Source organism: Dermacoccus sp. NHGro5, from assembly GCF_017565385.1.
Lineage (GTDB): Bacteria > Actinomycetota > Actinomycetes > Actinomycetales > Dermatophilaceae > Dermacoccus > Dermacoccus nishinomiyaensis.
In genome coordinates, this window is sequence record NZ_JAGEKQ010000009.1 from 23,020 (window position 1) to 44,407 (window position 21,388).

Below are 21,388 nucleotides of genomic sequence, written 5' to 3' on the forward strand. Positions count from 1 at the left end.
GGCGCGACGTGCTTGGGTGGTGGCATGACTCTTCACGATGCTCTCGCCTCGACGAGCGAGGCCCCGGCCGACGCCGTGCTCGACGTCGTCGCCCGCCGCAGCAGCCCGGCCGTGTTCGATCCGTCGTACGACCTCTCCGACACCGACCTCGCGACTCTGTTCGACGCGGCCCGCTGGGCGCCGAGCGCCGGCAACTCGCAGCCGTACCGTTACCTCGTCGGTCGCCGTCAGGGGGATGAGTGGGATCCGACGTTCACCGCCATCGTCGAGACGCTCGCGCGCGGCAATCGACGCTGGGCGCCGGCTGCTTCGATGCTCGCCGTCTCGTTCGTGCAGGTTGCGAAGCTGCCGGAGACGTCGAAGGAGTTCGTCTTCGGTGCCACCGCCGCACACGACACGGGCCAGGCGACCGCGTACCTGACGCTGCAGGCGCACGCGATGGGCCTCGCCGTCCACCAGTTCGCCGGGTTCGACCACGACGCCATCGCTACGCGAGCCGCGTTCGGTGAGGCATGGGCGCCGATGGCGGGCATCGCCGTCGGCCGCGCCTGGCCCGACGCCGAACGCGACGGTGAGCACGCCGCCGTCACGACGCTCGCCGGCCGCGTCGAGGAATACGACCTCGCCGCCAACATCGAGCGCGAGAACAAGCCGCGTCGCCGCCGCTCGCTGACGGACGTCGCGTTCGAACTCGACTGATCGACGACCCCGACGCGACGCGCCGGCTCGTGCTGCTCGCGTTCGCTCGTCGCGAACACGCGCAGTCGACGCGACTTCGTCGGCGCGCTGCCCCCACCGTCGACGTTCGACGTGAGACGGTGGGGGAACCATTCGTCAAGGTCGGGGAGGGCCACGACGCACCGTCGGCGTGCCCTACCCGCTTTTCATCAGGCCACCATCGCGCCCCATCAGGCGCCCTTCACGCCAACCCCCAGCTCTCGGAGCCTCAGCATGAACCGCCACCCGCAACCCGACACCGCAGCCGATGCCCCCGGCATCACGAGCTTCACCGACGAGCAACTCATGCGTGTCGCGCGCCTGTTCGCCTCGGACGAGTCGCTCGCCGCGCACCTCGACGACCTGCCCGACGGCGGTGAGCGACGCCGCGTCGAGCTCGCCAGCACGCCGCACCTGCAGATGTGGGCGATCAGCTGGCCGGCCGGGTCGACGAGCGAATGGCACGACCACGGGCGCGCGACGGGCGCCTTCGTCGTCGTCAAGGGAGCTTTGCGCGAGGAGCGCTGGGTGCGCGGCACCACCGTCAGCGCGGTCGTCGGGGCGGGGGAGAGCCGCACGTTCGCCGGCGATCTCGTGCACCGCACGGCCCCCGTCGGCGATGCCCCGGCGCTGAGCGTTCACGCCTACGCGCCGTCGCTCGTCGGGGCCCGCACGTACGAGATGGTGGCCGGCTCGCTCGTCGAGATCGCCGCCTGAGCCGCGGACGCGCCAGGAGCCGAAGTGGGCATGGCGCGGGGCGGCGTCGCACTGCCATCACGTGGTGCGGATGAGTGAAGCCGCGCCCACCCGTGTCGATCCCGACAGTCTGCGTTCGCGTCTGCGCCCCATGAGCGGGCGCCACCACACGAGGGTGGACGCGTCGCGAGCACGCTCGAGCTGCCCTTCGACCTGACGTTCGTCGTCGCCGTCGCCACGGGCGCGTCGCAGCGCGCGCACTCATTCGCGCACGGGCACGTCGCGGCGGGCGTCGGATCGTTCTGCTTCACGAGCTTCGGCATCATCTGGGAGTGGATCGACTACTCGTGGTTCGTGAGTGCATACGACACCGACGACTGGCTGTACCGGCTGCTGACGATGGTGCAGATGATCGGTGTCGTCATCTTCACGCTCGGCATCCCCGACTTGTTCCACGCCGTCGAGAACGGCCACTTCGACAACACCGTCATCGTCATCGGGTACGGCATCATGCGCCTGGCGATGCTCGGGCAGTGGGTGCGCGCGGCCCGCTCCGCCCCGGCGCATCGAGGGGCGAACCCGAACGCGATCGCGGCGGCCGCTGATGGCGACGAGCACGGCGCCCGTCCAGTCGACGCCCTGGCCCCCGGTGTCCTTGCAGCTGTGGGCGGGCCTGCACACCGCGATCCTGGCGCCTCGCCCTCGTCGTCCTCGGCTTCGCGGCGTTCCTCGCCGCGCACGGCGTCTCGCTCGCTGTCGTCCTCGCGATCTGCACGATCGTGCCGTGGATCATCGTCATCGCGTTCGAACTCTTCGCCGGCGCCCAGCACGAGCACGAGGCGCACGTCCTTGAGAGCCGCGGGGTCGAGGGGCACGAGGTCGACGACCGTCGCGCCGACGTGTCGTGACGTCTGGCCCGGTGCTCGGATGGCTGCGCCGGATCCGTGCCCGCACACCACGTCGCGTGCCGGCGTCGACGAATCGCCCCACGAGGGCGGGTCGCGTCACTAGGCTGGCGGGATGGCGAATGTGGAGACGACGATCACGGGCGGCATCGCGCACGTGAAGCTGAACCGTCCGGAGAAGTTGAACGGCCTGACGCTGCCGATGCTCGGCGAGCTCGTCGCCGCTGCGCATCACGTGCGCCGCAACAAGGGGGTGCGCGCTGTCGTCATCTCGGGCGAGGGGCGGTCGTTCTGCGCGGGCCTCGACTTCGGTGAGGTCATGGCGAAGCCGGTGAAGATCGTGCCCGTCTTCCTGCCGCGTCCGTGGCGTGGCACGAACACGTTCCAGGAGGCCTGCTGGGCGTGGCGGCGCGTGCCGGTGCCCGTCATCGTCGCGGTGCACGGGCACTGCTACGGCGGCGGGCTGCAGATCGCGCTCGCCGGCGACTACCGCTACACGACAAGTGATGCACAGTGGGCGGTGCTCGAGGGCAAGTGGGGGCTGATTCCCGACATGTCGGGCGTGCAGTCGCTCAAGGAACTCGTCGGCATCGACGTCGCGAAGAAGCTGACGATGACCGCCGAGATGCTCTGCGGTGAACGCGCGGTCGAACTGGGCCTCGCGTCGGAGGTGGCTGACGACCCGCTCGCCGCGGCGATGGACCTGGCGCACGAGCTGACGCAGAAGTCTCCCGACCAGCTGGCCGCCGCCAAGCGTCTGTTCAACCGGTCATGGAACACGTCCGCACGCACGACGTTCCGGCGCGAGCGCGCCGAACAACTCGTCCTGCTCATGGCGCAGAACACGGCGAAGGCGCGCAAGGCGGCGTTCGCCAAGGCCGGCGCCAAGCAGGCGCAGCTGGCCGAAGCTCGCGCGGCGAAATACAGCCCGCGCGTTCTGCCCTGAGCCGCGTCCTGCCTTGAGTGGCGTGATGTCTGGCCGACCTGTGAGCGCCCTCGTCCCCGCTGGGGCCGGGCCTTGCTCGACGATCGGCCACCGAGTCGCTGCGTGAGTAGTCCCATCGTCGTCAGCGCCGGGCTCTGACGCGCCAGACCCCCGATCCTGCTCGTGCAGGTCGGGGGCCTCGTCTCTTCGGTACGGCGGGTGGGTCCGCCGGCTCGGGCGGACTCAGGCCGGCGCCGTCGCGCGCGCGTCGTCAGCCGTCGCATCGGTGGCTGCGCCGGCGACGTGAGCGCCGCGCGCGGCGGTGTCCTCGTGCGTGAGGGCGTTGGGAGTGCGGCTCTCGTCGCTGGTGGTTCCGCGGCTGCGCAGGCGGTTGAGCAGGCCGTCGACGCTCCAGCGGCCGGGGCCGACGAGCGCGAAGACGAAGGCGGCGAGGCCGAGGGCGGCAACGAGTTCCCAACCGCTCTCGTCGACGAAGACGCCGTGGCTGCGGTGCACGAACCACCAGGCACCGGCGAGGTCGACGGCGACGAGGAGGCCGGCGAGCGGCGTCAGCACGCCGAGCACGAGCATGCCGCCGCCGATGAGTTCGGTGAGGGCCGCGAACCATGCGGAGGCGTGCGGCGCCGGGACCCTCATCTTCTCGAACATCGCGGTGGTGGCGTCGATGCCGTTCGTGTGCAGCTTCTGCCATCCGTGGGCGATGAGGACGGCTCCGAGCAGGGCGCGGGCCAGCAGGAGCCCGGCGTCACGGATCGGGGCGGGCAGGGTGAAAAGGTTGCCGGTGGTGCGCATCGGTCCTCACAAGGTTGGTGATGTGTCACCTAAAGCTTGGCATGCTCGGTAGGTGACGTGTCAACCAAGCGCTAGGGTGAGTGGTATGAATCACGACGGTCGATGGCTGCGCTCCGACGAGGAAGCGTTGTGGCGCGCCTGGCTGGGTGTTCATGCCCGTCAGCACGTGGTCATCGCGCGCGACCTCAAGGCCAGTGGTCTCTCCGAGCCTGACTTCGAGGTACTCGTTCATCTCACCGACGCACCCGACGGGCAACGTCGCCTCTCCGAACTCGCCGCCGGGTTGCAGTGGGAACGCAGCCGCGTCTCTCACCAGGTGACGCGCATGGCCAAGCGTCGTCTCGTCGAGCGCCATGACGTGGCCGAGGACGCGCGTGGCGCGCGCGTCGTCATCACGCGTGAGGGGCGCGCAGCCATCGAGAAGGCCGCGCCCCCTCATGTGGCGAGAGTGCGCGAGGTATTCGTCGACCGTCTCGACGCGGCTGATCGCGTCGACCTCGCGCGGATCCTGCGCAAACTCGTTCCCTGACGACGCGTCGCCTATCCCCATGCGCCCACATGCATCTGCGTGCAAGTGCACCCGGGTGCACTTGCACGCGAGAGGGGCGGGCGGCGCCGCGCCGCGACGCGACGCGGAACGGCGGGGGCGGCCGAGGGCCGGCCCGGCGCAGGCCTGGAATCGTCTGGTCAGATCAAGCGGTTCAGAACAGGCCGGTGATGTGGCCTTCGGAGTCGACGTCGATGGCCAGCGCGGCGGGCTTCTTGGGCAGGCCGGGCATCGTCATGAGGGATCCGCAGACGAACACGACGAAGCCGGCGCCGGCCGCGAGGCGAACTTCGCGCACCTCGAGCACGTGGCCGGACGGGGCGCCGCGCATCGCGTCGTCGGTCGTGAACGACTTCTGCGTCTTGGCGATGCAGACGGGCAGGTGGCCGTAGCCCTCGGCCTCGAACTGTGAGATCTGCTTCGCCACCGCCGGCGGAATGGCGATCGAGCCGGCAGCGTAGATCGTCGTCGCGATCTTCTCGACCTTCTCGACGAGCGTCAGACCGTCGTCGTAGGTGAAGTGGAGATCGGGCGTGCCGCCCTCGGTCGCCTCGACGATGGCGCGCGCGAGGCCCGCCGCGCCGGCGCCGCCATCGGAGAAGTGGGTGCACACCTCGACGCGCGCGCCGAGCTTCTCGATGCCTTCGACGAACGCGGCGATCTCGGCGTCGGTGTCGCTGGGGAAGCGGTTGAGGCCGACGACGACGGGCAGGCCCCACACCTCGCGCAGGTTGTGCAGGTGCCGTTCGATGTTGCTCATGCCGGAGCGCATCGCGTCGACGTTCTCGCTCGTCAGGTCGGTGACGGCGACGCCGCCGTGGTACTTCATCGAGCGGATCGTCGCGACGAGGACGGCGGCGTCGGGGCGCAGGCCGGTGAAGCGGCACTTGAGGTCGATGAACTTCTCGGCGCCGAGGTCGGCGCCGAAGCCGGCCTCCGTCACGACCCAATCGGCATGCGCGAGAGCAGTGTTCGTCGCCGTCACCGAGTTGCAGCCGTGCGCGATGTTCGCGAACGGGCCGCCGTGGACGAATGCCGGGTTGCCCTCGAGCGTCTGCACGAGGTTGGGCGCGAGCGCGTCGGCGAGCAGTGCCGTCATCGCGCCGTGGGCGCCGAGGTCGGCGGCCGTCACGGGCTCCGTGTCGTAGGTGTGGCCGACGACGATGCGGCCGAGGCGCTCCTTGAGGTCGTCGATCGACGTGGCGAGGCAGAAGATCGCCATGACCTCGGAGGCGACGACGATGTCGAAGCCCGACTCGCGCGGCACGCCGTTCGTCGGGCCGCCGAGGCCGATGACGATGTCGCGCAGTGCGCGGTCGTTCATGTCGAGCACGCGCTTGAACGTGATGCGGCGCGGGTCGATGCCCAGTTCGTTGCCCTGCTGCAGGTGGTTGTCGATCAGCGCCGCGAGCAGGTTGTGCGCCTCGGCGATGGAGGCGAAGTCGCCGGTGAAGTGCAGGTTGATGTCCGTCATCGGGTTGAGCTGGCTCTTGCCGCCCCCGGCGGCGCCGCCCTTCATGCCGAACACAGGGCCCATCGACGGTTCGCGCAGCGCAGCCGCGGCCGTCTCACCGATGTGGGCGAGGCCGTCGACGAGGCCGACGGTCGTCGTCGTCTTGCCCTCACCTGCGGGCGTCGGGCTCGTCGCGGTGACGAGGATGAGCTTGCTGCCCTCGCGACGCTGCATGCCCTGCACGTATGGCAGCGAGACCTTCGCCTTGTGCGGGCCGTACCGGAAGATCTCGTTCGCGGGGATGCCGATCTTCGCGGCGATCTCCTCGATCGGCAGCATCGGTGTGGCAGCGGCGATTTCGACGTCGGTCGGCATGTCTTCCTCGGGTCTGGTGAAGCGCAGGTCGGACGCCCGAGCGCGAGCGTCCGTCTCGACGGTAGAGCGTTACTGACGAGTTGGGGCGCGATTGACGCAAGGTGTCGTTCGGATGCGAACGGGTGGGCCGGGTTGGAGTGTGCTGCTGCGTTCCGAGGGTGCGCAGGACACGATCTCCGGGTTTCAGATGCGCCCCGTCGCGAGTGCCGCGTACATGAGGGCCGCGACGGTCTCGCCGTCGCTGATGGTGCTGTCACGGACGAAGCTCATCGCCTCGTCCCATGGTACGAAGCGGGCGGCGTCGATGCCCTCGGCAGCTTGCTCGGCTTCCACGTCGACGGTGGCGCTCGCGATGTCGGCTGCGTCGGCCACGGTGCCGTCACCCAGGGCGCCGACGCTGCCGGGCGGCTCGACGTCCACGCGGCCGCCGATCGTCAGACCCGTTGCGAGATAGACGAACTCGGGTGCATCGCACACGCCGTTGAGCGCGTTCATCCGCCCGATCTCGTGCCACTCGGATGCCACGAAACCGGTCTCCTCGAGCAGCTCGCGGCGTGCTGCGTCGAGCGGGTCGTCGCCGTCGCACCCGCCTGCCGGGACCTCCAGCGACATGCCGCGCGTCGCGTAGCGATACAGCGAGACCATGAGCACGGCCCCGTCGTCATCCATCGCGACGACGAACACCGACGGATGCTGCATCGTCACGACGCCGTAGATGCCCTCGCCGCCGTCGGGTCGTAGGACGGCGTCCTCGCGCACGGCGATCCACGGGTTCGAGTAGACCTCGCGGGAGCCCGTCGTCGTCCACCCGCCGTGCGCGTCACTCATGCGGCCGGCGGTGCGTCAGTAGCTTCGACCGCGACGTCCTCCGCAGGCTTGCCCGCGACGAACACGAGCGTCTTGTAGCCCCAGAACCGGAACAGTGTCGCGAGCACGAGCCCGACGCCGTTGGCAGAGATGTTGTCCGCGAGCTTGCTCGTCAGGCCGAGGACGTAGTGGCTGAATCCGAGGCAGCCCATGGCGATGAGTCCGCCGACGGCGCTGACGGCGAGGAAGATGAGCACCTCGTGGTGCACCTGCTCGCGCCGCGTGTCCTTGAACGTCCAGTAGCGGTTGCCGAGCCACGCGACGAGGACGCCGAGCGCCGTCGAGACGAGCTTCGCCGTGACGGCCTGGTCGTACATGATGCCGTGCCCATCGGGGCCGGCATAGCGAAGCACGTTGAACCCGCCTGCGTCCGCGACGAAGGCGAGCCCGCCGACGACGACGAAGCTGATGAGCTGCTGACGAGCGGCCAGCAGCCGCTCCATCATGCGGCGGCTCTTCGTCGATCCGGGCGGTGCGTCGGGAATGGTCACTGAGGCTGCTTTCGGCTGACGTCGGGGTCGCTCGATTCTAGGGTGGTGATGACGGGGGCCGCGCTGTCCGTCGGGGCGCCTGGGTCGTGCGCGGCACCTGCGACGATCGCGCCGCGGTCGGCCTCGCGTGCTTCTCGTCGCACCTTCTGATCAGCCGCGCGCCGCCAACCGCGCCGGCAGCGTCGCGTATCCCCGCAGGATGCGCGTGGGCCGACGGGTGGCGCCCGGCAGCAGTTCGACGTCGAAGCGGTCGAAGAACGCGCGCAGCGCGACCTCGCTCTCCATCCGCGACAGGGCCGCGCCGAGGCAGAAGTGGCGCCCGGCCGAGAACGCCAGGTGCTCGCGCGCGTTCTCGCGGTGCACGTCGAACGCGTCGGGGTCGTCGAAGATCTTCGGGTCGCGATTGGCTGCCGCCAGGACGGTGACGACGAGCGTCCCGGCGGCGACGTCGACGTCCGCGACGCGCGTGTCGCACGTCGCCGTGCGCGCCGTCAGCAGCACGGGCGGGTCGAAACGCAGCGTCTCCTCGACGGCGTTGAGCCAGGACGCCTCGCCGCTGCGCAGCGCCGCGAGCTGCTCGGGGTGGCCGACGATGAGCCGGATGGCGTTGCCGAGCAGGTTGACGGTTGTCTCGAAACCGGCGGCGAGGACGAGCCCGGCCACCGACTTGAGCTCCCGGTCGCTGAGGCCGACGCCGTCGTCCTGCGCCTGGATGAGCGCGCTGAACAGGCCGTCACCCGGCTGCGCTCGCTTGGCGGCGAGGTGGGTCTCGAGCCACGCGTCGAACTCGTCGAGCGCGCTCTCGGTGCGGCGGAACGTCGCCCAGTCGAGCCCCAGGTCGAGGCTCGAAGCGGCGTGCCCGCCGAGACGCAGCACAGTCTCGTACTCGCTCTCGGGCACCCCCAGGATCTCGGCGATGACGGTGACGGGCAGCTGCTCGCAGTAGCGCGCGACGAGGTCGACGTCATGCCCAGCGCGCGCGTCGGCCTCGAGGTCGTCGAGCAGCTCGGTGGCGACCTGCTCGGTGCGTTCGCGCAGGGCCTCGACGGCGCGCGCGGTGAACACGCGGGTGACGAGCTTGCGGTTGCGCGTGTGCGTGGGGCCGTCCGTGGCCAGCAGGGACGGCGGCTCGAGCGGCCCGATCGTCGTGCTCGCCGCCCACGTCAGCGCGCCGCGGACCGCGCGCGAGGTGTCGCCGGGGAAGCCGGTGCGGAAGTCGTTGCTCGTCAGCACCTCGTTGACGGCGTCGTGCTCGCCTGTCAGCGTCGAGAGCTTGCCGCCCACGATGGCTCCGCCACTGCGGATGCGCGCGAGGATCGGCGCGAGCTCCTCCGCCAGCAGGCCCGTCGTCTCGGTGCTCAGCACCCCCTGCGGGTCGCCCTGCGACGCGACGCGCACCAGCGCCCTGCGCGGGATGGCGTGCTGCAGGCTCCAGCGCACGCCGGGTTTGGCGTGCTCGACCAGGCGGCGGGGGATCCGAGTGGTGAGGGTGGACATGGGGCCTCCAACGGCTGTGAACGTGTCTCACGTCACACTACAGATGTAGGGCGGTGACGGAACACCTCGCGGCTGATCGGCGGCGGACGTCGCCCGCTCCGGCTCTGGCACGGCGCATTCGACGCGGCTGTGCCCGCTCGTCGCACGGGTGTTCGTTCGATGTTCACGTCGCGGCGTAGCGGGGCGTGGGGGCCTCTGGAGTACGGTCACGGCATGGCTGACGTCCTGATGCGCACCGTTGATCTGGCTCAGGCTTCGAGGCAGCAGGGTGGCTCTGAGCGCCTCTCCGCCTACCTTGCGCGCCCTGGCGGGGACGGGCCGTGGCCCGGCGTCGTCATGGTGATGGAGATCTTCGGCGTGAACGACGACATGCGTGCGCACGCGGAACGCATGGCGTCGTGGGGGTACGTCGTCATCGTGCCCGATTTGTATTCCGACGCTCGCGCCGCTGTGGCACGTGGCCGGCTTCGGCGGCAGCCGCGACGACGCCGAGCGCGCCTAGCAGCGTATCCACGACTATTTCGACGCCCATCTGCATGTTCCGGCAGCAGCGTCGGCACCTACCGTCAGCTGACTCAGCGGGCATGATCATCCCTTCGACGGGCAGGTGAGAGCGTGACCGTCCAACCGTCAGGTCGCCGCTCGTCAGCGTCGTGCTGGTTCGTCCTCGCCGCACTCGCCGGCGTCATCCATGCCGCGGTGACGCTCTACTGGGCGCTGGGTGAGCGGGGGTTGTTGTGGACGATGGGTGACAGCTTCGTGGCTCAGTTCGCCGACATCATGTGGGTCTTGTACCCGGTGGCGTTGGTCAAGGGCGTGAGTGCGGTCGCTCCGCTCTGGCTGGCGAGGCGGGGCTGGCCGCTGCGTCGTCTGACGCGCCCCGTCTGCTGGGTAGGGAGCGTCGTGCTCGTGGCGTGGGGTGGCGCGAACACGGTGCTCGCCAACGCCGTGTTGCTCGGCGCCGTTCGCCCTGACGGAGGCTTCGACCGTGCCGCGATGATCGGGCACGCCTGGATCTGGGATCCGCTGTTCCTGGTGTGGGGCGCAAGCCTCGCCGCGGGTCTGTGGTCGACGCGCCACGACGCTGTTCCTCCCGTGTAGCTGCGGAGGTGAGAGCCGTGCCCCGCGCCCGTCACTTGTGATGCGGCTGCCGACCGACCTCACCGGTCGGCGGGGCGCGTCCACTCGATGAGGTAGCGACCGAGCCATAAACGACGAAAGTTGCGACCGGGCAAGACCTCGGCCGACGCCTTTCGACGTGGTGGATCGCTGCGTTCGAAACGACGGCGTCGAATTCGTTTCCTGGCGGGTCGTAGGTGAGCAGGTCTGCTTGAACCCACTCGATATCGCGACCGGTCCATCGCCGGCGCGCCCGCTCGAGCACGCCTGCATCCACGTCAATGGCGACGACACGGCAGCCGTTCGCCTGCATCCGGGCCGCAAGAAACCCGTCGCCACAGCCCACATCGAGAACGCGGCTTCCCGGCGGGGCGAGTCTTGCGAGGAGCTGATCATGATGAATGTTGAGGTTCCACGGCTCGTGTTGCCCACCCATATGGATGAGGATAGAGGCTGAGCGGGCGGATAAGAGGCAGCGCCTTGTCGCGGGGGCTGGCTCGTACGCTGGCGTCATGATGATCCAGAAACGCATGCACGAGCTTCTCCTCCCGGCACTGAAAGATCGCCACGCCCTCCTTGCTGACGTAGCGGACTCACTTGACGACGATGACCTGAATGCGCGGGGGCGCCGCCGTTTCGATTGCACGGAAGCGGAAGCGCGCTTCATCATGGATCTGCAGCTGCGCCGGTTCTCGCAGGAGTCGCGACATGGGATCGAAGATCAGGCGCAGGAGGTTTTCCGCGCCTGACGCCTGAGTCGGCGGGTGGACAGTCGGCGCGAGCGACGGCGTCACTCGTCCGGGACCCATTCGAGGATGTCGCCCGGCTGACACTGCAGCACTGTGCAGATGGCATCGAGCGTGGTCAGACGGACGGCTTTGGCTCTGCCGTTCTTCAAGATCGACACGTTGGATGGGGTGAGGCCCACCCTTTCCGCGAGCTCGGCTACGCCCATCTTGTTCCGGGCAAGTTGAACGTCGAGTCGGATGATGATCGCCATCAGATCACCTCGTCCAGTTCGCTTTGCAGCCCGGTGGCCCCGATCAGAAGGGCACGTAGGACAAGCACGATCGACAAGCAGCCGATGTCTACGAACAGCAGGGCCGAGAAGAACGCGGGAACTGAGATGGGCCCGATCCCGGCGCACAGGTCGAACAGGGTGAAGCCCGCTAGGGCGAGTGCAGTCAGCGCGAGGCAGGCGCAGATGAGATTGACCCACCGCAACGACCCGGAGGAGAAGATCTCACCCCTGCGCGTCGCACCGGCAAGCATCCATACGCACGCGAGTGCGATCTCGAAGCACGCCAGCACGAAGATGGCGAGGGCCAGGGTGGGAAGTTCGAGGTCTGCGACCTCCGGAAACCGCTCCGCCATCGATGAAGCCATGGCGGGCAGGACCAGTGTCTGCAGGAGGAGTGCTCCCAGGATCGACATCAGGAGAAACAGTCGTAGGGTGACGTGCGTGTAACGGGGTGCCATGGATTGAGTCTCAGGCCGTACGTATTGAAAGTCAACATGTTCATCCTGTTGCGCGACATGATCTAAGTAATGTGTCAGGCAAAGTGGGTTCTGGTGCCGCACCGCCAACCGCGGGCGAATCGCTGGATTGGGGGCGTGATCATGACAGCGGGGCGCGTGAGCGGATGCTCGCGGTTGTCGGTGGTGCCTGCCAGACTGACGGCATGAACTTCCGCTCGCTCTATGCTCACGGTTTTGCGCGCGTTGCTGCGGTGACGCATCCCGTCGCGCTCGCCGATCCGACGACGAACGCGGCGCGCGTGCTCGACGTCGCCCGCGAGCTGCACGACCGGGGCGTCGCAGCGGCGGTGTTCCCTGAACTCGACCTCACCGGTTACAGCATCGACGACCTCGTCTTCCAGGACGTGCTGCTCGACGACGTGCTCGCGGCCATCAAGACGATCGTCGACGGCTCCGAAGGTCTGACGCCGGTGCTCGCCGTCGGCGCGCCGCTGCGCAAGGGCACGCGGCTGTTCAACTGTGCCGTCGTCATCAAGGACGGCGAGGTGCTCGGCGTCGTGCCGAAGAGCCACCTGCCCACCTACAAGGAGTTCTACGAGAAGCGCTGGTATGCACCGGGTCTCGACCAGCGCGGGCAGTACATCGACCTCGGCGACCTGGGCGAGGTGCCGTTCGGGCCCGACCTCATCTTCCGCGCCGTCGACCTGCCCGACCTCGCGATCCACGTCGAGATCTGCGAGGACGTGTGGGTGCCGATCCCGCCGTCGTCCGAGGCCGCCGCGGCTGGCGCGAGCGTCCTCATGAACCTGTCGGGCTCGCCGATCACGATCGGCAAGTCGTCGCAGCGCAGCCTCGTCGTGCAGAGCCAGTCGTTCCGCACCCTCGCCGCGTACGTCTACGCCGCGAGCGGCGAGGGTGAGTCGACGACCGACCTTGCCTGGGACGGGCAGACGATGATCTACGACCAGGGCACGCTGCTCGCCGAATCCGAGCGCTTCCCGAGCGGCCCGCGCACGAGCATCGCCGACGTCGACCTGGACGCCATCCGCCAGGCCCGCATGCGTTTCAACAGCTACGACGACAACCGACCGGGCATCGGCCCGACGCGTCCGCTGCGCGAGGTGCCGTTCGAACTCGGCGCCCCGGACGGTGACCGCGGCCTGCTCCGCGAGATCGAGCGCTTCCCGTTCGTCCCCGCCGACGACGCGCAGCTCGCGCAGGACTGCTACGAGGCGTATGAGATTCAGGTCTCGGGCCTCGAGCAGCGCATGCGCTCGATCGGCGCGCCGAAGATCGTCATCGGCGTCTCCGGTGGCCTCGACTCGACGCACGCCCTCATCGTCGCCGCCCGGGCGATGGACCGTGTCGGGCGCCCGCGCACCGACATCCTCGCGTACACGATGCCCGGCTTCGCGACGAGCGATCACACGAAGTCGAACGCGTACAAGCTCGCCGAAGCGCTCGGCGTGATGTTCGAGGAGGTCGACATCCGGCCGATGGCGACGCAGATGCTCAAGGACATGGGCCACCCCGCCGGCAGCGGCGAGGCCGTCTACGACGTGACGTTCGAGAACGTCCAGGCCGGCCTGCGCACCGACTTCCTGTTCCGCATCGCGAATCAGAAGGGTGGCATCGTCCTCGGCACCGGCGATCTGTCCGAACTCGCGCTCGGCTGGTGCACGTACGGCGTCGGCGACCAGATGTCGCACTACGGCGTCAACGCGGGCGTGCCGAAGACGTTGATGCAGCACCTCATCCGTTGGGTCGCCTCGGGTGGCGAGTTCTCCGCCGAGGTCGGCGAGACGCTGCTGTCGATCCTCGACACCGAGATCTCGCCCGAGCTCGTGCCGACGAAGGAGGGCGAGAAACCGCAATCGACGCAGGACGCCGTCGGCCCCTACAACCTGCAGGACTTCACGCTCTACCACGTGCTGACGCACGGTGCGCGCCCGAGCAAGATCGCGTTCCTCGCGATGCACGCCTGGCAGAACGCTGACGAAGGGCGCTGGCCGAGCGGTTTCCCCGACGACGAGCGCCCCGCCTACTCCCTCGCCGAGATCAAGAAGTGGCTCGAGGTGTTCCACAAGCGCTTCTTCAGCCAGCAGTTCAAGCGCTCGGCACTGCCGAACGGGCCGAAGGTGAGCGCCGGCGGCGCACTGTCGCCGCGTGGTGACTGGCGCATGCCGTCCGACGCGTCGTCGCGCGCTTGGCTGGCCGAGCTGGAACGCAACATCCCGAACGAGTGAGGAACGCTCAGCACGATCGGCGCGGCGGGCGGCTGCGCCGATCGCTCGCGTCGAGCGTCAGCCCGTCAGGGCAGCGGTCTGGGTGGAGGGAAGCCAGTAGCCGAGCGTCTTGACGCAGTTCTTCGCGAGACCCGCGGCGCGCAGCTTCTTCGTCAGAGCTCGTGTCGTGACGGTGTCGCACGCACCCCACGCGAAAACGCGCGGGCAATCGGCCGGTACGGCAAGAAGATTCGGTCGATCACCGCGACACGTGCGCCCGAGCGCCGGGTCGCCCAACTGGCTCAGGTCGGCGAGCACCTCGTCGACGGCGTCGAGCAGCGCGCCGCCGTCACGTTCGCGGCGCACCCAGCGCAGCGCGTCGCCGTCGCGCAGTCGCACCGGCAGTGCGCGGTCGTCAGGGTGCGTCCATTCGAGGACGACGGTCGTCGGCGCCGGCGACAGGGCGTCGAGCAGCGAGTTGATCGCGGGCAGTGACGCGGGGTCGCCGACGAGCAGGTGATGGTCGACGTCGTCGCAGCCCGGCAGCGACGGTTCCGAACCGTAGAGGCTTGCTTCGACCTGATCGCCCGGTTGCGCGCCGAGCGCCCACGCCGTCGCGGAACCGTCGTGGATGGCGAACTCGAGCCAGAACGTGTCCGTCGGGACGTCGGGGTCGACGAGCGTGTACGCCCGCTGATGCCCCGCACCCGTGCCGGAGCGATCGGCGAACCACAGCCGCACCCACATCGTCGGATACGGCGCGTGTGTACGCAGAAAACCGTTGCCCGAGAATCGAATCCGCACGAGCCGCGAAGATGGTTGTTCGCGCTCGAGCACGGTGAAGACGAAGTCCTGGGCGCGCAGTTCGCGCAGCACACGGCCCGCCTCGCCGCGCTCGACCCGTAGCAGGGTGCGTGGTGGCGTCATCGCGTCGTGGGGCTGGTCGCTCACGCGTCCCGCCTTCCTTCGGTGGCCCGGCGGTGACTGCCGTGGCCGGTGGTGATGCCGTCCCCGCACCTATCTGAGACGCGACGTGAGCCTCAGTCCGCGCGGTTGACGATCTCGACTTCTATAAGGTTAGCATTGCCTAACTCGCGGTCCGGCAGGGCCTCGCGAGAACCATCACGTCATGACACGGGTGCCGTCGTGCGCCTGAACGAAAGGTCGTCCGCATGATCAACCGCCGTGGCTTCTTCGCCATCGCCGCCGCCGGTGCCACCAGCGCCCTCGCCGCCTGCAGCACCGGCTCGTCGTCCGACAAGGCCTCGAGCGCCACGTCGGGATCGGCCGGCTCGGCGGGTAGCGGCGCGGGTTTCCCCGTCACGATCAAGCACGCCCTCGGCACGGCGAAGCTCGAGAAGGCCCCGACGAAGGTCGTCACGGCCGGCTGGTCGGACGCCGACATCCTGCTCGCGCTCGGCGTCGTGCCCGTCGCCGCGCCGGCGATCACGTGGGGCGGCAACGCCGCGAAGTCGAGCGACTGGTTCGACGCGAAGCTCAAGGAGGTCGGCGGCAAGGCACCCGAGCGTTACAGCGATGCCGACGGCACGCCCGTCGACAAGGTCGCCCAGTACCAGCCCGACTTCATCTCGGGCACGAACTCGGGCCTCAAGCAGGCTGAGTACGACAAGCTGACGAAGATCGCTCCCACCCTCGCCTACCCGACGTACCCGTACGGCACGTCGTGGCAGGAGTCGACGAAGATGATCGCCGAGGCGCTCGGCAAGAAGGATGAGGGCGAGAAGGTCATCTCCGACACGCAGGCCAAGGTCAAGGCCGCCCTCGACAAGCACCCCGAACTCAAGGGCAAGAGCGTCGCCTGGGTCTACTTCGACGCGGCCAAGCTCAACTCGATCACCGTCTACACACTCAACGACAACCGTCCGCGTGGCCTCGCCGACTTCGGTCTCAAGACGCCGTCGTTCGTCACCAAGGCGAGCCAGGGCGCGAAGACGTTCTCCACGGAACTGTCGGCCGAGAAGGCCTCCGAGCTCGACGCCGACATCGTCGTCTTCGACGCGGTGGACGCGGCGACGACGAAGAAGATCACCTCCGACAAGCTGCTGTCGCAGATCCCCGCGTTCAAGAAGGGCAGCTACCTCGCGCTGACCGACCAGAAGGCGTCCGAGACGATGGCCAGCCCGACGCCGCTGTCGATCCCCGTCGCGATCGACACCTTCCTGCCGAAGCTCGCCGAGGCCGCGAAGAAGGCCTGAGCGTAGGCTCGTTCGAGGGTTCGCCCGGCTGCCACCGCGCGACGGTGTGACGCGCCGGGCGAATCGTCGTTCCACTGGAAAGGGTGACGATGTCGACTCCCGCCGCGCCCCGCGCCGGCACCGATCAGCGTCGCACGCCGCGCATCGACGCGCGCCGCGTGCTCGCAGGCGGGCTGACGCTGCCGCTGCTGCTCGCGTTCGCCGTCGCCGTCTCGCTCACCGTCGGGGCGGGCTCGTTCCACGGCGGTGACGTCTCGGCGCTGCTCGCCTCGCGCGGCGACCGCACCGCCATCGGCATCATCGTCGGCGCTGCCGTCGCGATGGCGGGGACGGCGATGCAGGGCATCACCCGCAACCCGCTGGCCGACCCCGGCATCCTCGGCATCAACGCGGGCTCGGCGCTCGCCGTTGTCATCGGCATCACGTGGTGGGGCGTCTCGAACCTACTCGGGTACGTATTGCTGTCGCTCGTCGGCGCCGCCGTCGCGGCGGTCGCCGTCATGGCTCTCGCGACGTTCGGTGCGCGCGCTCTCGGGCAGGCGTCGCAGTCGGGGCCGCTGACGCTGGCGCTGTCCGGCATGGTGTTCACGGCGGGCACGTCGTCGATCGCGCAGGCCGTGCTCGTCTCCCACGGCAAGTCGCTCGACACCTACCGCTTCTGGCAGGTCGGGTCCGTCGCCGGCCGCGACCTCGGCGATCTCGTGCCGGCTGTGCCGTTCCTGCTCATCGGATTTCTCGTCCTGCTGGCCTCAGGACGCCGCCTGGACGTCCTCGCCATGGGCGATTCCGTCGCCGCCGGCCTCGGCGAGCGTCCTGGCCGGCTGCGGCTCGTCATCGGTGGCGCGGGCGTCATGCTCGCCGCGGCCGCGACGGGTATCGCCGGGCCCATCGCCTTCGTCGGGCTCGTCGCGCCGCACGTCCTGCGCCCGCTCATCGGCACGTCCTACCGCGTCCTCGTGCCGTCCGCCGGCGTGCTCGGCGCGTGCATCGTCGTGCTGGCCGACACCCTCGGCCGCATCGTCTCCCCGCCCGGTGAGGTGCAGGTCGGCATCATGACGGCCGTCCTCGGCTGCCCGGCACTGCTGTGGGTCGTCGCACGAATGAGGTCGCTGTGAAGCGCGCGACGGCAGCACACGCCACGACGCCCAACACGTTCGACGCCGCGCGCCGCCGACGTCGGAGCATCATGCTGGTTGCGCTCGTGCTCGTGACATTCGGCGTCTTCCTGGCCCGGTGCCTGCTCGGTGACTTCACCGTGACGATCCCCGATTTCGTCCGCATCCTGCGCGGCGAGCATGTCGACGTGCCGGCTGCCAACTACATCGTCATGGAGTCGAAGCTGCCGCGCGCGCTCGCGTGCCTGCTCGCGGGCGCCGTGTTCGGGGCGTGCGGTGCGGCGATGCAGTCGCTCGTGCGCAACCCTCTCGCGAGCCCCGACGTCCTCGGCATCTCGCTCGGCTCGAGCACCGCGGCCGTGTTCTGCACGACGATCCTCGGTTGGAGCGGCGCGGGCGTGACGGGCGCCGCCATCGCGGGTGGCCTCGCCGTCTCCGCGGTGATCCTCGGGATGGCGCGTGGGCAGACGCCGCGGATGATCCTCGTCGGCATCGCCCTGGCCGCCGCGCTGCAGTCGCTCATCCAGTGGATCCTGCTCGAGTCGAACGCCTATCAAGCGCAGGACGCGATGGCCTGGCTCGCCGGGTCCGTCTCGGCCGTGTCGTGGCCGCAGATCACCCGGCTCGCCGTCGTCGGTGCGCTCGTGCTCATCGTCCTCGCCGCCCTCGCGCACTGGCTGCGCGTGCTCGAGATGGGGCGCCCGCTCGCCATCGGCCTGGGCGTGCCCGACGGGTTCGTACGCGCCGCGACGTTCGGCGCCGTCGTCATCGGCGTGGCCGTGACGACGAGTGTCTGCGGGCCGATCTCGTTCGTCGCGCTGCTCGCCGGCCCGATCTCGCGGCGCCTCATGGGCCGCACCGCCATCGTCGCGGCCGCTCTCGTCGGCGCGATCATCACGATCGGCGGCGACTACGTCGGCGCCTACCTCGTCCCCGGTGACAACAAGCTGCCCGTCGGCGTCATCACCGGCCTCGCCGGTGCGCCTGTCCTCGCCTGGCTGCTGCTGACCTCGCAGCGCCCGCCCCGCCGTTCGAAAGGCCGTGCCTCGTGACGTCCCTCGCCGCCCATGACCTCGTCCTGCGCTACGGATCCGGGCGTTCCGCAGGCCCCGACATCGTGCGAGGCATCACCTTCGAGGTGCCCGAGAACGAGGTAACCGTGCTGATCGGCGCGAACGGCTGCGGCAAGTCGACGCTGTTCGCGGGCCTGGCGCGGCTGCTCAAGCCCGCGGCCGGCGATGTGCTTCTCGACGGGCGCAGCATCGACGCGACGCCGACGCGCGAGGTCGCCAAGGCCCTCGCGCTGCTGCCGCAACACCCCATTGCGCCGGAGGGGATGACGGTGGCCGAGCTCGTGCGTCAGGGACGCACCCCGCACCAGGGCCTGCTCGGGCGCGGCGGGCCCGACGACGACGCTGCCGTCGCCGCGGCGATGGAGGCGACGGGCGTCAGCGAACTGGCAGAACGCACCGCCGATTCTCTTTCCGGCGGCCAGCGTCAGCGGGTGTGGCTCGCGATGGTGCTCGCGCAGCAGACCGGCATCCTCCTGCTCGACGAGCCGACGAGCTTCCTCGACATCGGCCACGCCGTCGAACTGCTCGACGTCGTCCGCCGCCGCAACCGCGAGCACGGAACGACCGTCGTCATGGTGCTGCACGACCTGTTCCTCGCGGCGCGCTACGCCGACCATCTCGTCGCGATGCAGGACGGTGAGATCGTCGCGGCGGGCGAGCCGACCGACGTGCTGACGGCGCAGCTCGCCGAGCAGCTGTACGGCATCCCGTGCGTCGTGCATCCTGACCCGAACACCGGACGTCCGGTGGTGCTGCCGCGCTAGGCTCGAGCCACCACACGTCGATCGGGAGGGTTTGCCATGTCTCGCCAGCGCACCACGAGGCGGATGACGATCAAGCGCGCGATGCTCGCGTCGAGCGCCGTCGCGGCCCTGACGCTCACGGGGTGCTCGATGGGCTCCGACTCCGGTACGTCCGCCGCGAGCAGCGCGACGAGCGCCGCCGCGAGTGCGGCCTCGAATGCGAGTGGTTCGTCGAGTGCGGCGCCGTCGACCGATGTGTCGACGAGCCCTGCGTCCGAGTCGAGTTCGCCGTCGAGCGCATCGAGCTCCGTCGCCGCGTCGAGCGTGGCGCTGCCCGCCGACACGCAGCTGGCGAAGGCGACGGCGAACAAGTTGTCCTTCTCGGTGCCGAAGTCGTGGACCGTCGTCGACGGTGAGCTCGGTAAGCAGGACGCGGTGAAGAAGCAGCTCGAGCCGGTGGCGAAGAAGTCCGGCATGTCGCCCGAGAAGTACGTCGCGCAGATGACGTCGGCCGCAGACGTCCTCGCGATCGACGCCACGGGGGCGCAGAGGTTCAACGACAACATCAACGTCCTCAAGGTGACGCGCCCGAGCCTGGCGGGCAAGGCCCAACTGGAGAAGGAACTCAACCAGCTCAACGCTGCAAGCGGTGCGAACGGGTCGAACAGTTCCAGCGACATGAAGGTCACCACCGGTGAATACAGCCGCATCACGACGCCGGCCGGCGCCGGTGAGCAGATGGAGTACACGCTGACGACGAAGGGTGTCACCGTGCACGGTGTCTCCATGGTCATCCCGAACGGCAGCGGGTCGTACTCGATGCTGACGGTGAGTGCTTCTGCGGCGGACAAGGCTGCCGAGTACGCGAAGACCGTCGCCGGGACCGCGCAGAAGATGTGACGCACCTCAGTCGGGAGCAGTTCGAGGACGCCGTCGGCGAGGCACTCGACGGCGTACCGCAGCGCTTCCTCGACCGTCTCGACAACGTCGTCTTCCAGGTCGAGGACGAGCCGTCACCCGAACAGCTCGCCCAGGCCTGCGTCGCACACGGCGAGGGCGAGCTGCTCGGGTTGTACGTCGGCATCGCGCTACCGGATCGTGGCGAGGGCTACGGCTGGGGAGCCCTGCCCGACCAGATCATCCTGTTCTCCGGCCCCATCCAGCGGCTGAGCCACAGCCGCGAACAGGTGATCGAACAGATCCGCGTCACGCTCCTGCACGAGATCGGCCACTACTTCGGCCTTGACGATGCCTGCCTCCACGAGCTGGGCTGGGGCTGACCCCTCGCCCCTGCATGCCTCCGCGTCCATCTGCGATTTTCGTCCACATTCGCGATTCCTGTCCCCCGCTGCGATTCGCGTCCACGTTCGTCACGTGGACGACGGCTCCGATGGCGTCCGCAGCCCTCAATCCGACCGCATCGCCCAGGCCCCGAACGTCGACGGGCCGTCGTAGCCCTCGAGGTCGTCGCTGATGTCGACGATGCGCCAGCCGGGCGGCATGCGCGCGCGGTCGCTGACGTCGTCGCGATCGAGGGGCGCATTGAGCCCCTCACCCGTGGCCTTGAGCAGGGCTTCCTTCCGCGTCCAGATCTGCGTGAAGGCCCGGCGTCCGTCATCGTCGCTCGCCGCTGCGTCGATGACGGCCTGCTCGCCGGGATGCAGCATCCGGCTGACGTCGGTGACGGTCGACGCCGCGGCCAGCACCTCCACGTCGATCCCGACGGGGACGTCCGCAGAGGCGAGCGCGGTGATCCACGGCGTCGAGCTCGTCGAGAAGAACCCGTCATGACCGACGGCGCGTGGACGCCCGTGCGGCTCGCCGCACGCCGTGCACGGCTCGCGCCAGTAGCGGATGTCCTCGTGACGAATGGCGGTGAGGTTGGCCAGCTCATTGCGCAGCAGCGCACGGCGCGTGACGAACTCGGCGCGCGCGGTGTCCGAGCGCACGGCCAGGGCCCGTGCGCGTTCGTCGTCGTCGAGGCTGTCCGGGCCCAGCGTTGCGACGTCGGCGGCGGTGCGGGGCGCCCACGTCGCGCACAGGACGATCGACGGCGTGTGCATGCCGCCACCCTACGACTCGCTGCGTCGCTCGAGCGGTCATTTTCCGCGGAATTCCGAGGCTGTCGCCGC

Annotated in this window: 26 protein-coding genes; 15 read left to right on the forward strand and 11 right to left on the reverse strand. The window is 69.3% G+C overall.

What is annotated here, in order from left to right; all coding sequences use genetic code 11:
- Positions 1 to 24: 24 nt before the first annotated feature.
- Positions 25 to 699 carry a nitroreductase family protein gene (locus tag J4Z35_RS05400; RefSeq protein WP_006946317.1) on the forward strand — a complete coding sequence of 225 codons (675 nt, stop codon included), beginning with the start codon at positions 25 to 27 and terminating at the stop codon, positions 697 to 699.
- A gap of 252 nt (positions 700 to 951) precedes the next feature.
- Positions 952 to 1,434: a cysteine dioxygenase family protein gene (locus J4Z35_RS05405; RefSeq protein ID WP_006946327.1), complete on the forward strand. Its 483-nt coding sequence runs from the start codon at positions 952 to 954 to the stop codon at positions 1,432 to 1,434.
- A gap of 320 nt (positions 1,435 to 1,754) precedes the next feature.
- Here J4Z35_RS05405 and J4Z35_RS14415 read toward each other — a convergent pair whose 3' ends face one another.
- Positions 1,755 to 1,925, reverse strand: a complete 171-nt coding sequence (locus J4Z35_RS14415) for a hypothetical protein (RefSeq protein WP_006946319.1) — start codon at positions 1,923 to 1,925, stop codon at positions 1,755 to 1,757.
- A 267-nt stretch (positions 1,926 to 2,192) separates the two neighbouring features.
- Here J4Z35_RS14415 and J4Z35_RS14695 point away from each other — a divergent pair, with 267 nt between their 5' ends.
- Together J4Z35_RS14695 and J4Z35_RS05415 are read left to right on the forward strand one after the other, a co-directional pair.
- Complete coding sequence (locus J4Z35_RS14695) at positions 2,193 to 2,321, forward strand: hypothetical protein (RefSeq protein ID WP_256359111.1); 129 nt, start codon at positions 2,193 to 2,195, stop codon at positions 2,319 to 2,321.
- Between the two features lie 112 nt (positions 2,322 to 2,433).
- Entirely contained in the window at positions 2,434 to 3,264 is an 831-nt protein-coding gene (locus J4Z35_RS05415) for a crotonase/enoyl-CoA hydratase family protein (protein WP_208065428.1), read from the forward strand.
- A gap of 222 nt (positions 3,265 to 3,486) precedes the next feature.
- Here the strand turns inward: J4Z35_RS05415 and J4Z35_RS05420 are convergent, their stop codons facing one another.
- The gene (locus tag J4Z35_RS05420; RefSeq protein ID WP_208065429.1) at positions 3,487 to 4,056 is read right to left on the reverse strand and encodes a DoxX family protein; all 570 of its coding nucleotides are present in this window, start codon (positions 4,054 to 4,056) and stop codon (positions 3,487 to 3,489) included.
- A gap of 85 nt (positions 4,057 to 4,141) precedes the next feature.
- Between J4Z35_RS05420 and J4Z35_RS05425 the strand changes: the two genes are divergently transcribed.
- On the forward strand, positions 4,142 to 4,585 hold the full coding sequence (locus tag J4Z35_RS05425) for a MarR family winged helix-turn-helix transcriptional regulator (protein ID WP_208065430.1): 444 nt from the start codon (positions 4,142 to 4,144) through the stop codon (positions 4,583 to 4,585).
- Between the two features lie 172 nt (positions 4,586 to 4,757).
- Here the strand turns inward: J4Z35_RS05425 and J4Z35_RS05430 are convergent, their stop codons facing one another.
- The 4 genes from J4Z35_RS05430 to J4Z35_RS05445 all read right to left on the reverse strand — a co-directional run bounded on the left by J4Z35_RS05430 (position 4,758) and on the right by J4Z35_RS05445 (position 9,286).
- A complete protein-coding gene (locus J4Z35_RS05430; RefSeq protein ID WP_208065431.1) occupies positions 4,758 to 6,431 on the reverse strand; it encodes a formate--tetrahydrofolate ligase in 1,674 nt (557 codons plus the stop codon).
- Between the two features lie 183 nt (positions 6,432 to 6,614).
- The gene (locus J4Z35_RS05435; protein WP_006946308.1) at positions 6,615 to 7,259 is read right to left on the reverse strand and encodes an NUDIX hydrolase; all 645 of its coding nucleotides are present in this window, start codon (positions 7,257 to 7,259) and stop codon (positions 6,615 to 6,617) included.
- Positions 7,256 to 7,789 carry a GtrA family protein gene (locus tag J4Z35_RS05440; RefSeq protein ID WP_237723811.1) on the reverse strand — a complete coding sequence of 178 codons (534 nt, stop codon included), beginning with the start codon at positions 7,787 to 7,789 and terminating at the stop codon, positions 7,256 to 7,258. Before J4Z35_RS05440 ends, J4Z35_RS05435 begins: the two co-directional genes overlap by 4 nt.
- 150 nt (positions 7,790 to 7,939) lie before the next feature.
- Complete coding sequence (locus J4Z35_RS05445; protein WP_208065432.1) at positions 7,940 to 9,286, reverse strand: cytochrome P450; 1,347 nt, start codon at positions 9,284 to 9,286, stop codon at positions 7,940 to 7,942.
- A gap of 213 nt (positions 9,287 to 9,499) precedes the next feature.
- Here J4Z35_RS05445 and J4Z35_RS05450 point away from each other — a divergent pair, with 213 nt between their 5' ends.
- Together J4Z35_RS05450 and J4Z35_RS05455 are read left to right on the forward strand one after the other, a co-directional pair.
- A complete protein-coding gene (locus J4Z35_RS05450) occupies positions 9,500 to 9,874 on the forward strand; it encodes a dienelactone hydrolase family protein (protein WP_131941803.1) in 375 nt (124 codons plus the stop codon).
- A 27-nt stretch (positions 9,875 to 9,901) separates the two neighbouring features.
- Positions 9,902 to 10,387 (forward strand): DUF3995 domain-containing protein, encoded by a 486-nt coding sequence (locus tag J4Z35_RS05455; protein WP_208065433.1) that lies wholly within the window; start codon positions 9,902 to 9,904, stop codon positions 10,385 to 10,387.
- 31 nt (positions 10,388 to 10,418) lie between these two features.
- Here the strand turns inward: J4Z35_RS05455 and J4Z35_RS05460 are convergent, their stop codons facing one another.
- Positions 10,419 to 10,841 (reverse strand): class I SAM-dependent methyltransferase, encoded by a 423-nt coding sequence (locus J4Z35_RS05460; RefSeq protein WP_208065434.1) that lies wholly within the window; start codon positions 10,839 to 10,841, stop codon positions 10,419 to 10,421.
- 76 nt (positions 10,842 to 10,917) lie between these two features.
- Between J4Z35_RS05460 and J4Z35_RS05465 the strand changes: the two genes are divergently transcribed.
- Positions 10,918 to 11,154 carry a hypothetical protein gene (locus J4Z35_RS05465; protein ID WP_170957249.1) on the forward strand — a complete coding sequence of 79 codons (237 nt, stop codon included), beginning with the start codon at positions 10,918 to 10,920 and terminating at the stop codon, positions 11,152 to 11,154.
- Positions 11,155 to 11,195: 41 nt separating this feature from the next.
- Here the strand turns inward: J4Z35_RS05465 and J4Z35_RS05470 are convergent, their stop codons facing one another.
- Together J4Z35_RS05470 and J4Z35_RS05475 are read right to left on the reverse strand one after the other, a co-directional pair.
- Positions 11,196 to 11,405 carry a helix-turn-helix transcriptional regulator gene (locus J4Z35_RS05470; protein WP_074046047.1) on the reverse strand — a complete coding sequence of 70 codons (210 nt, stop codon included), beginning with the start codon at positions 11,403 to 11,405 and terminating at the stop codon, positions 11,196 to 11,198.
- The gene (locus J4Z35_RS05475) at positions 11,405 to 11,884 is read right to left on the reverse strand and encodes a DUF2975 domain-containing protein (protein ID WP_083607281.1); all 480 of its coding nucleotides are present in this window, start codon (positions 11,882 to 11,884) and stop codon (positions 11,405 to 11,407) included. The genes J4Z35_RS05470 and J4Z35_RS05475 overlap by 1 nt, the downstream gene beginning before the upstream one ends.
- A 203-nt stretch (positions 11,885 to 12,087) precedes the next feature.
- On the opposite strand from J4Z35_RS05475, the gene J4Z35_RS05480 reads away from it, so the two are divergent.
- A complete protein-coding gene (locus J4Z35_RS05480) occupies positions 12,088 to 14,130 on the forward strand; it encodes an NAD(+) synthase (protein ID WP_208065435.1) in 2,043 nt (680 codons plus the stop codon).
- Positions 14,131 to 14,187: 57 nt separating this feature from the next.
- Here J4Z35_RS05480 and J4Z35_RS05485 read toward each other — a convergent pair whose 3' ends face one another.
- Positions 14,188 to 15,060 carry a siderophore-interacting protein gene (locus J4Z35_RS05485; protein WP_006946324.1) on the reverse strand — a complete coding sequence of 291 codons (873 nt, stop codon included), beginning with the start codon at positions 15,058 to 15,060 and terminating at the stop codon, positions 14,188 to 14,190.
- A gap of 221 nt (positions 15,061 to 15,281) precedes the next feature.
- Between J4Z35_RS05485 and J4Z35_RS05490 the strand changes: the two genes are divergently transcribed.
- The 6 genes from J4Z35_RS05490 to J4Z35_RS05515 all read left to right on the forward strand — a co-directional run bounded on the left by J4Z35_RS05490 (position 15,282) and on the right by J4Z35_RS05515 (position 20,536).
- Complete coding sequence (locus J4Z35_RS05490; protein ID WP_038569724.1) at positions 15,282 to 16,325, forward strand: iron-siderophore ABC transporter substrate-binding protein; 1,044 nt, start codon at positions 15,282 to 15,284, stop codon at positions 16,323 to 16,325.
- 89 nt (positions 16,326 to 16,414) lie between these two features.
- On the forward strand, positions 16,415 to 17,440 hold the full coding sequence (locus J4Z35_RS05495) for an iron ABC transporter permease (RefSeq protein ID WP_208065436.1): 1,026 nt from the start codon (positions 16,415 to 16,417) through the stop codon (positions 17,438 to 17,440).
- The gene (locus tag J4Z35_RS05500) at positions 17,437 to 18,492 is read left to right on the forward strand and encodes an iron ABC transporter permease (RefSeq protein ID WP_208065437.1); all 1,056 of its coding nucleotides are present in this window, start codon (positions 17,437 to 17,439) and stop codon (positions 18,490 to 18,492) included. Before J4Z35_RS05495 ends, J4Z35_RS05500 begins: the two co-directional genes overlap by 4 nt.
- Complete coding sequence (locus J4Z35_RS05505) at positions 18,489 to 19,277, forward strand: ABC transporter ATP-binding protein (RefSeq protein WP_136788658.1); 789 nt, start codon at positions 18,489 to 18,491, stop codon at positions 19,275 to 19,277. Before J4Z35_RS05500 ends, J4Z35_RS05505 begins: the two co-directional genes overlap by 4 nt.
- 36 nt (positions 19,278 to 19,313) lie before the next feature.
- Positions 19,314 to 20,156, forward strand: coding sequence for a hypothetical protein (locus J4Z35_RS05510; RefSeq protein WP_208065438.1), 843 nt, complete (start codon positions 19,314 to 19,316; stop codon positions 20,154 to 20,156).
- On the forward strand, positions 20,153 to 20,536 hold the full coding sequence (locus tag J4Z35_RS05515) for a metallopeptidase family protein (protein ID WP_208065439.1): 384 nt from the start codon (positions 20,153 to 20,155) through the stop codon (positions 20,534 to 20,536). Before J4Z35_RS05510 ends, J4Z35_RS05515 begins: the two co-directional genes overlap by 4 nt.
- 126 nt (positions 20,537 to 20,662) lie before the next feature.
- On the opposite strand, the gene J4Z35_RS05520 is transcribed toward J4Z35_RS05515, so the two are convergent.
- Positions 20,663 to 21,319, reverse strand: coding sequence for a 4'-phosphopantetheinyl transferase superfamily protein (locus tag J4Z35_RS05520; protein ID WP_074040443.1), 657 nt, complete (start codon positions 21,317 to 21,319; stop codon positions 20,663 to 20,665).
- Positions 21,320 to 21,388 lie beyond the last annotated feature (69 nt).

Bases quoted from the DNA above. Each gene is read 5' to 3' on its own strand.
- J4Z35_RS05475 (WP_083607281.1), bottom strand. From the start codon at position 11,884: ATGGCACCCCGTTACACGCACGTCACCCTACGACTGTTTCTCCTGATG.
- J4Z35_RS05480 (WP_208065435.1), top strand. From the start codon at position 12,088: ATGAACTTCCGCTCGCTCTATGCTCACGGTTTTGCGCGCGTTGCTGCG.
- J4Z35_RS05495 (WP_208065436.1), top strand. From the start codon at position 16,415: ATGTCGACTCCCGCCGCGCCCCGCGCCGGCACCGATCAGCGTCGCACG.
- J4Z35_RS05470 (WP_074046047.1), bottom strand. From the start codon at position 11,405: ATGGCGATCATCATCCGACTCGACGTTCAACTTGCCCGGAACAAGATG.
- J4Z35_RS05400 (WP_006946317.1), top strand. From the start codon at position 25: ATGACTCTTCACGATGCTCTCGCCTCGACGAGCGAGGCCCCGGCCGAC.
- J4Z35_RS05465 (WP_170957249.1), top strand. From the start codon at position 10,918: ATGATGATCCAGAAACGCATGCACGAGCTTCTCCTCCCGGCACTGAAA.
- J4Z35_RS05510 (WP_208065438.1), top strand. From the start codon at position 19,314: ATGTCTCGCCAGCGCACCACGAGGCGGATGACGATCAAGCGCGCGATG.
- J4Z35_RS05430 (WP_208065431.1), bottom strand. From the start codon at position 6,431: ATGCCGACCGACGTCGAAATCGCCGCTGCCACACCGATGCTGCCGATC.
- J4Z35_RS05460 (WP_208065434.1), bottom strand. From the start codon at position 10,841: ATGGGTGGGCAACACGAGCCGTGGAACCTCAACATTCATCATGATCAG.
- J4Z35_RS05490 (WP_038569724.1), top strand. From the start codon at position 15,282: ATGATCAACCGCCGTGGCTTCTTCGCCATCGCCGCCGCCGGTGCCACC.
- J4Z35_RS05520 (WP_074040443.1), bottom strand. From the start codon at position 21,319: ATGCACACGCCGTCGATCGTCCTGTGCGCGACGTGGGCGCCCCGCACC.
- J4Z35_RS05405 (WP_006946327.1), top strand. From the start codon at position 952: ATGAACCGCCACCCGCAACCCGACACCGCAGCCGATGCCCCCGGCATC.
- J4Z35_RS05420 (WP_208065429.1), bottom strand. From the start codon at position 4,056: ATGCGCACCACCGGCAACCTTTTCACCCTGCCCGCCCCGATCCGTGAC.
- J4Z35_RS05425 (WP_208065430.1), top strand. From the start codon at position 4,142: ATGAATCACGACGGTCGATGGCTGCGCTCCGACGAGGAAGCGTTGTGG.
- J4Z35_RS14415 (WP_006946319.1), bottom strand. From the start codon at position 1,925: ATGATGCCGTACCCGATGACGATGACGGTGTTGTCGAAGTGGCCGTTC.
- J4Z35_RS05450 (WP_131941803.1), top strand. From the start codon at position 9,500: ATGGCTGACGTCCTGATGCGCACCGTTGATCTGGCTCAGGCTTCGAGG.
- J4Z35_RS05445 (WP_208065432.1), bottom strand. From the start codon at position 9,286: ATGTCCACCCTCACCACTCGGATCCCCCGCCGCCTGGTCGAGCACGCC.
- J4Z35_RS05415 (WP_208065428.1), top strand. From the start codon at position 2,434: ATGGCGAATGTGGAGACGACGATCACGGGCGGCATCGCGCACGTGAAG.
- J4Z35_RS05435 (WP_006946308.1), bottom strand. From the start codon at position 7,259: ATGAGTGACGCGCACGGCGGGTGGACGACGACGGGCTCCCGCGAGGTC.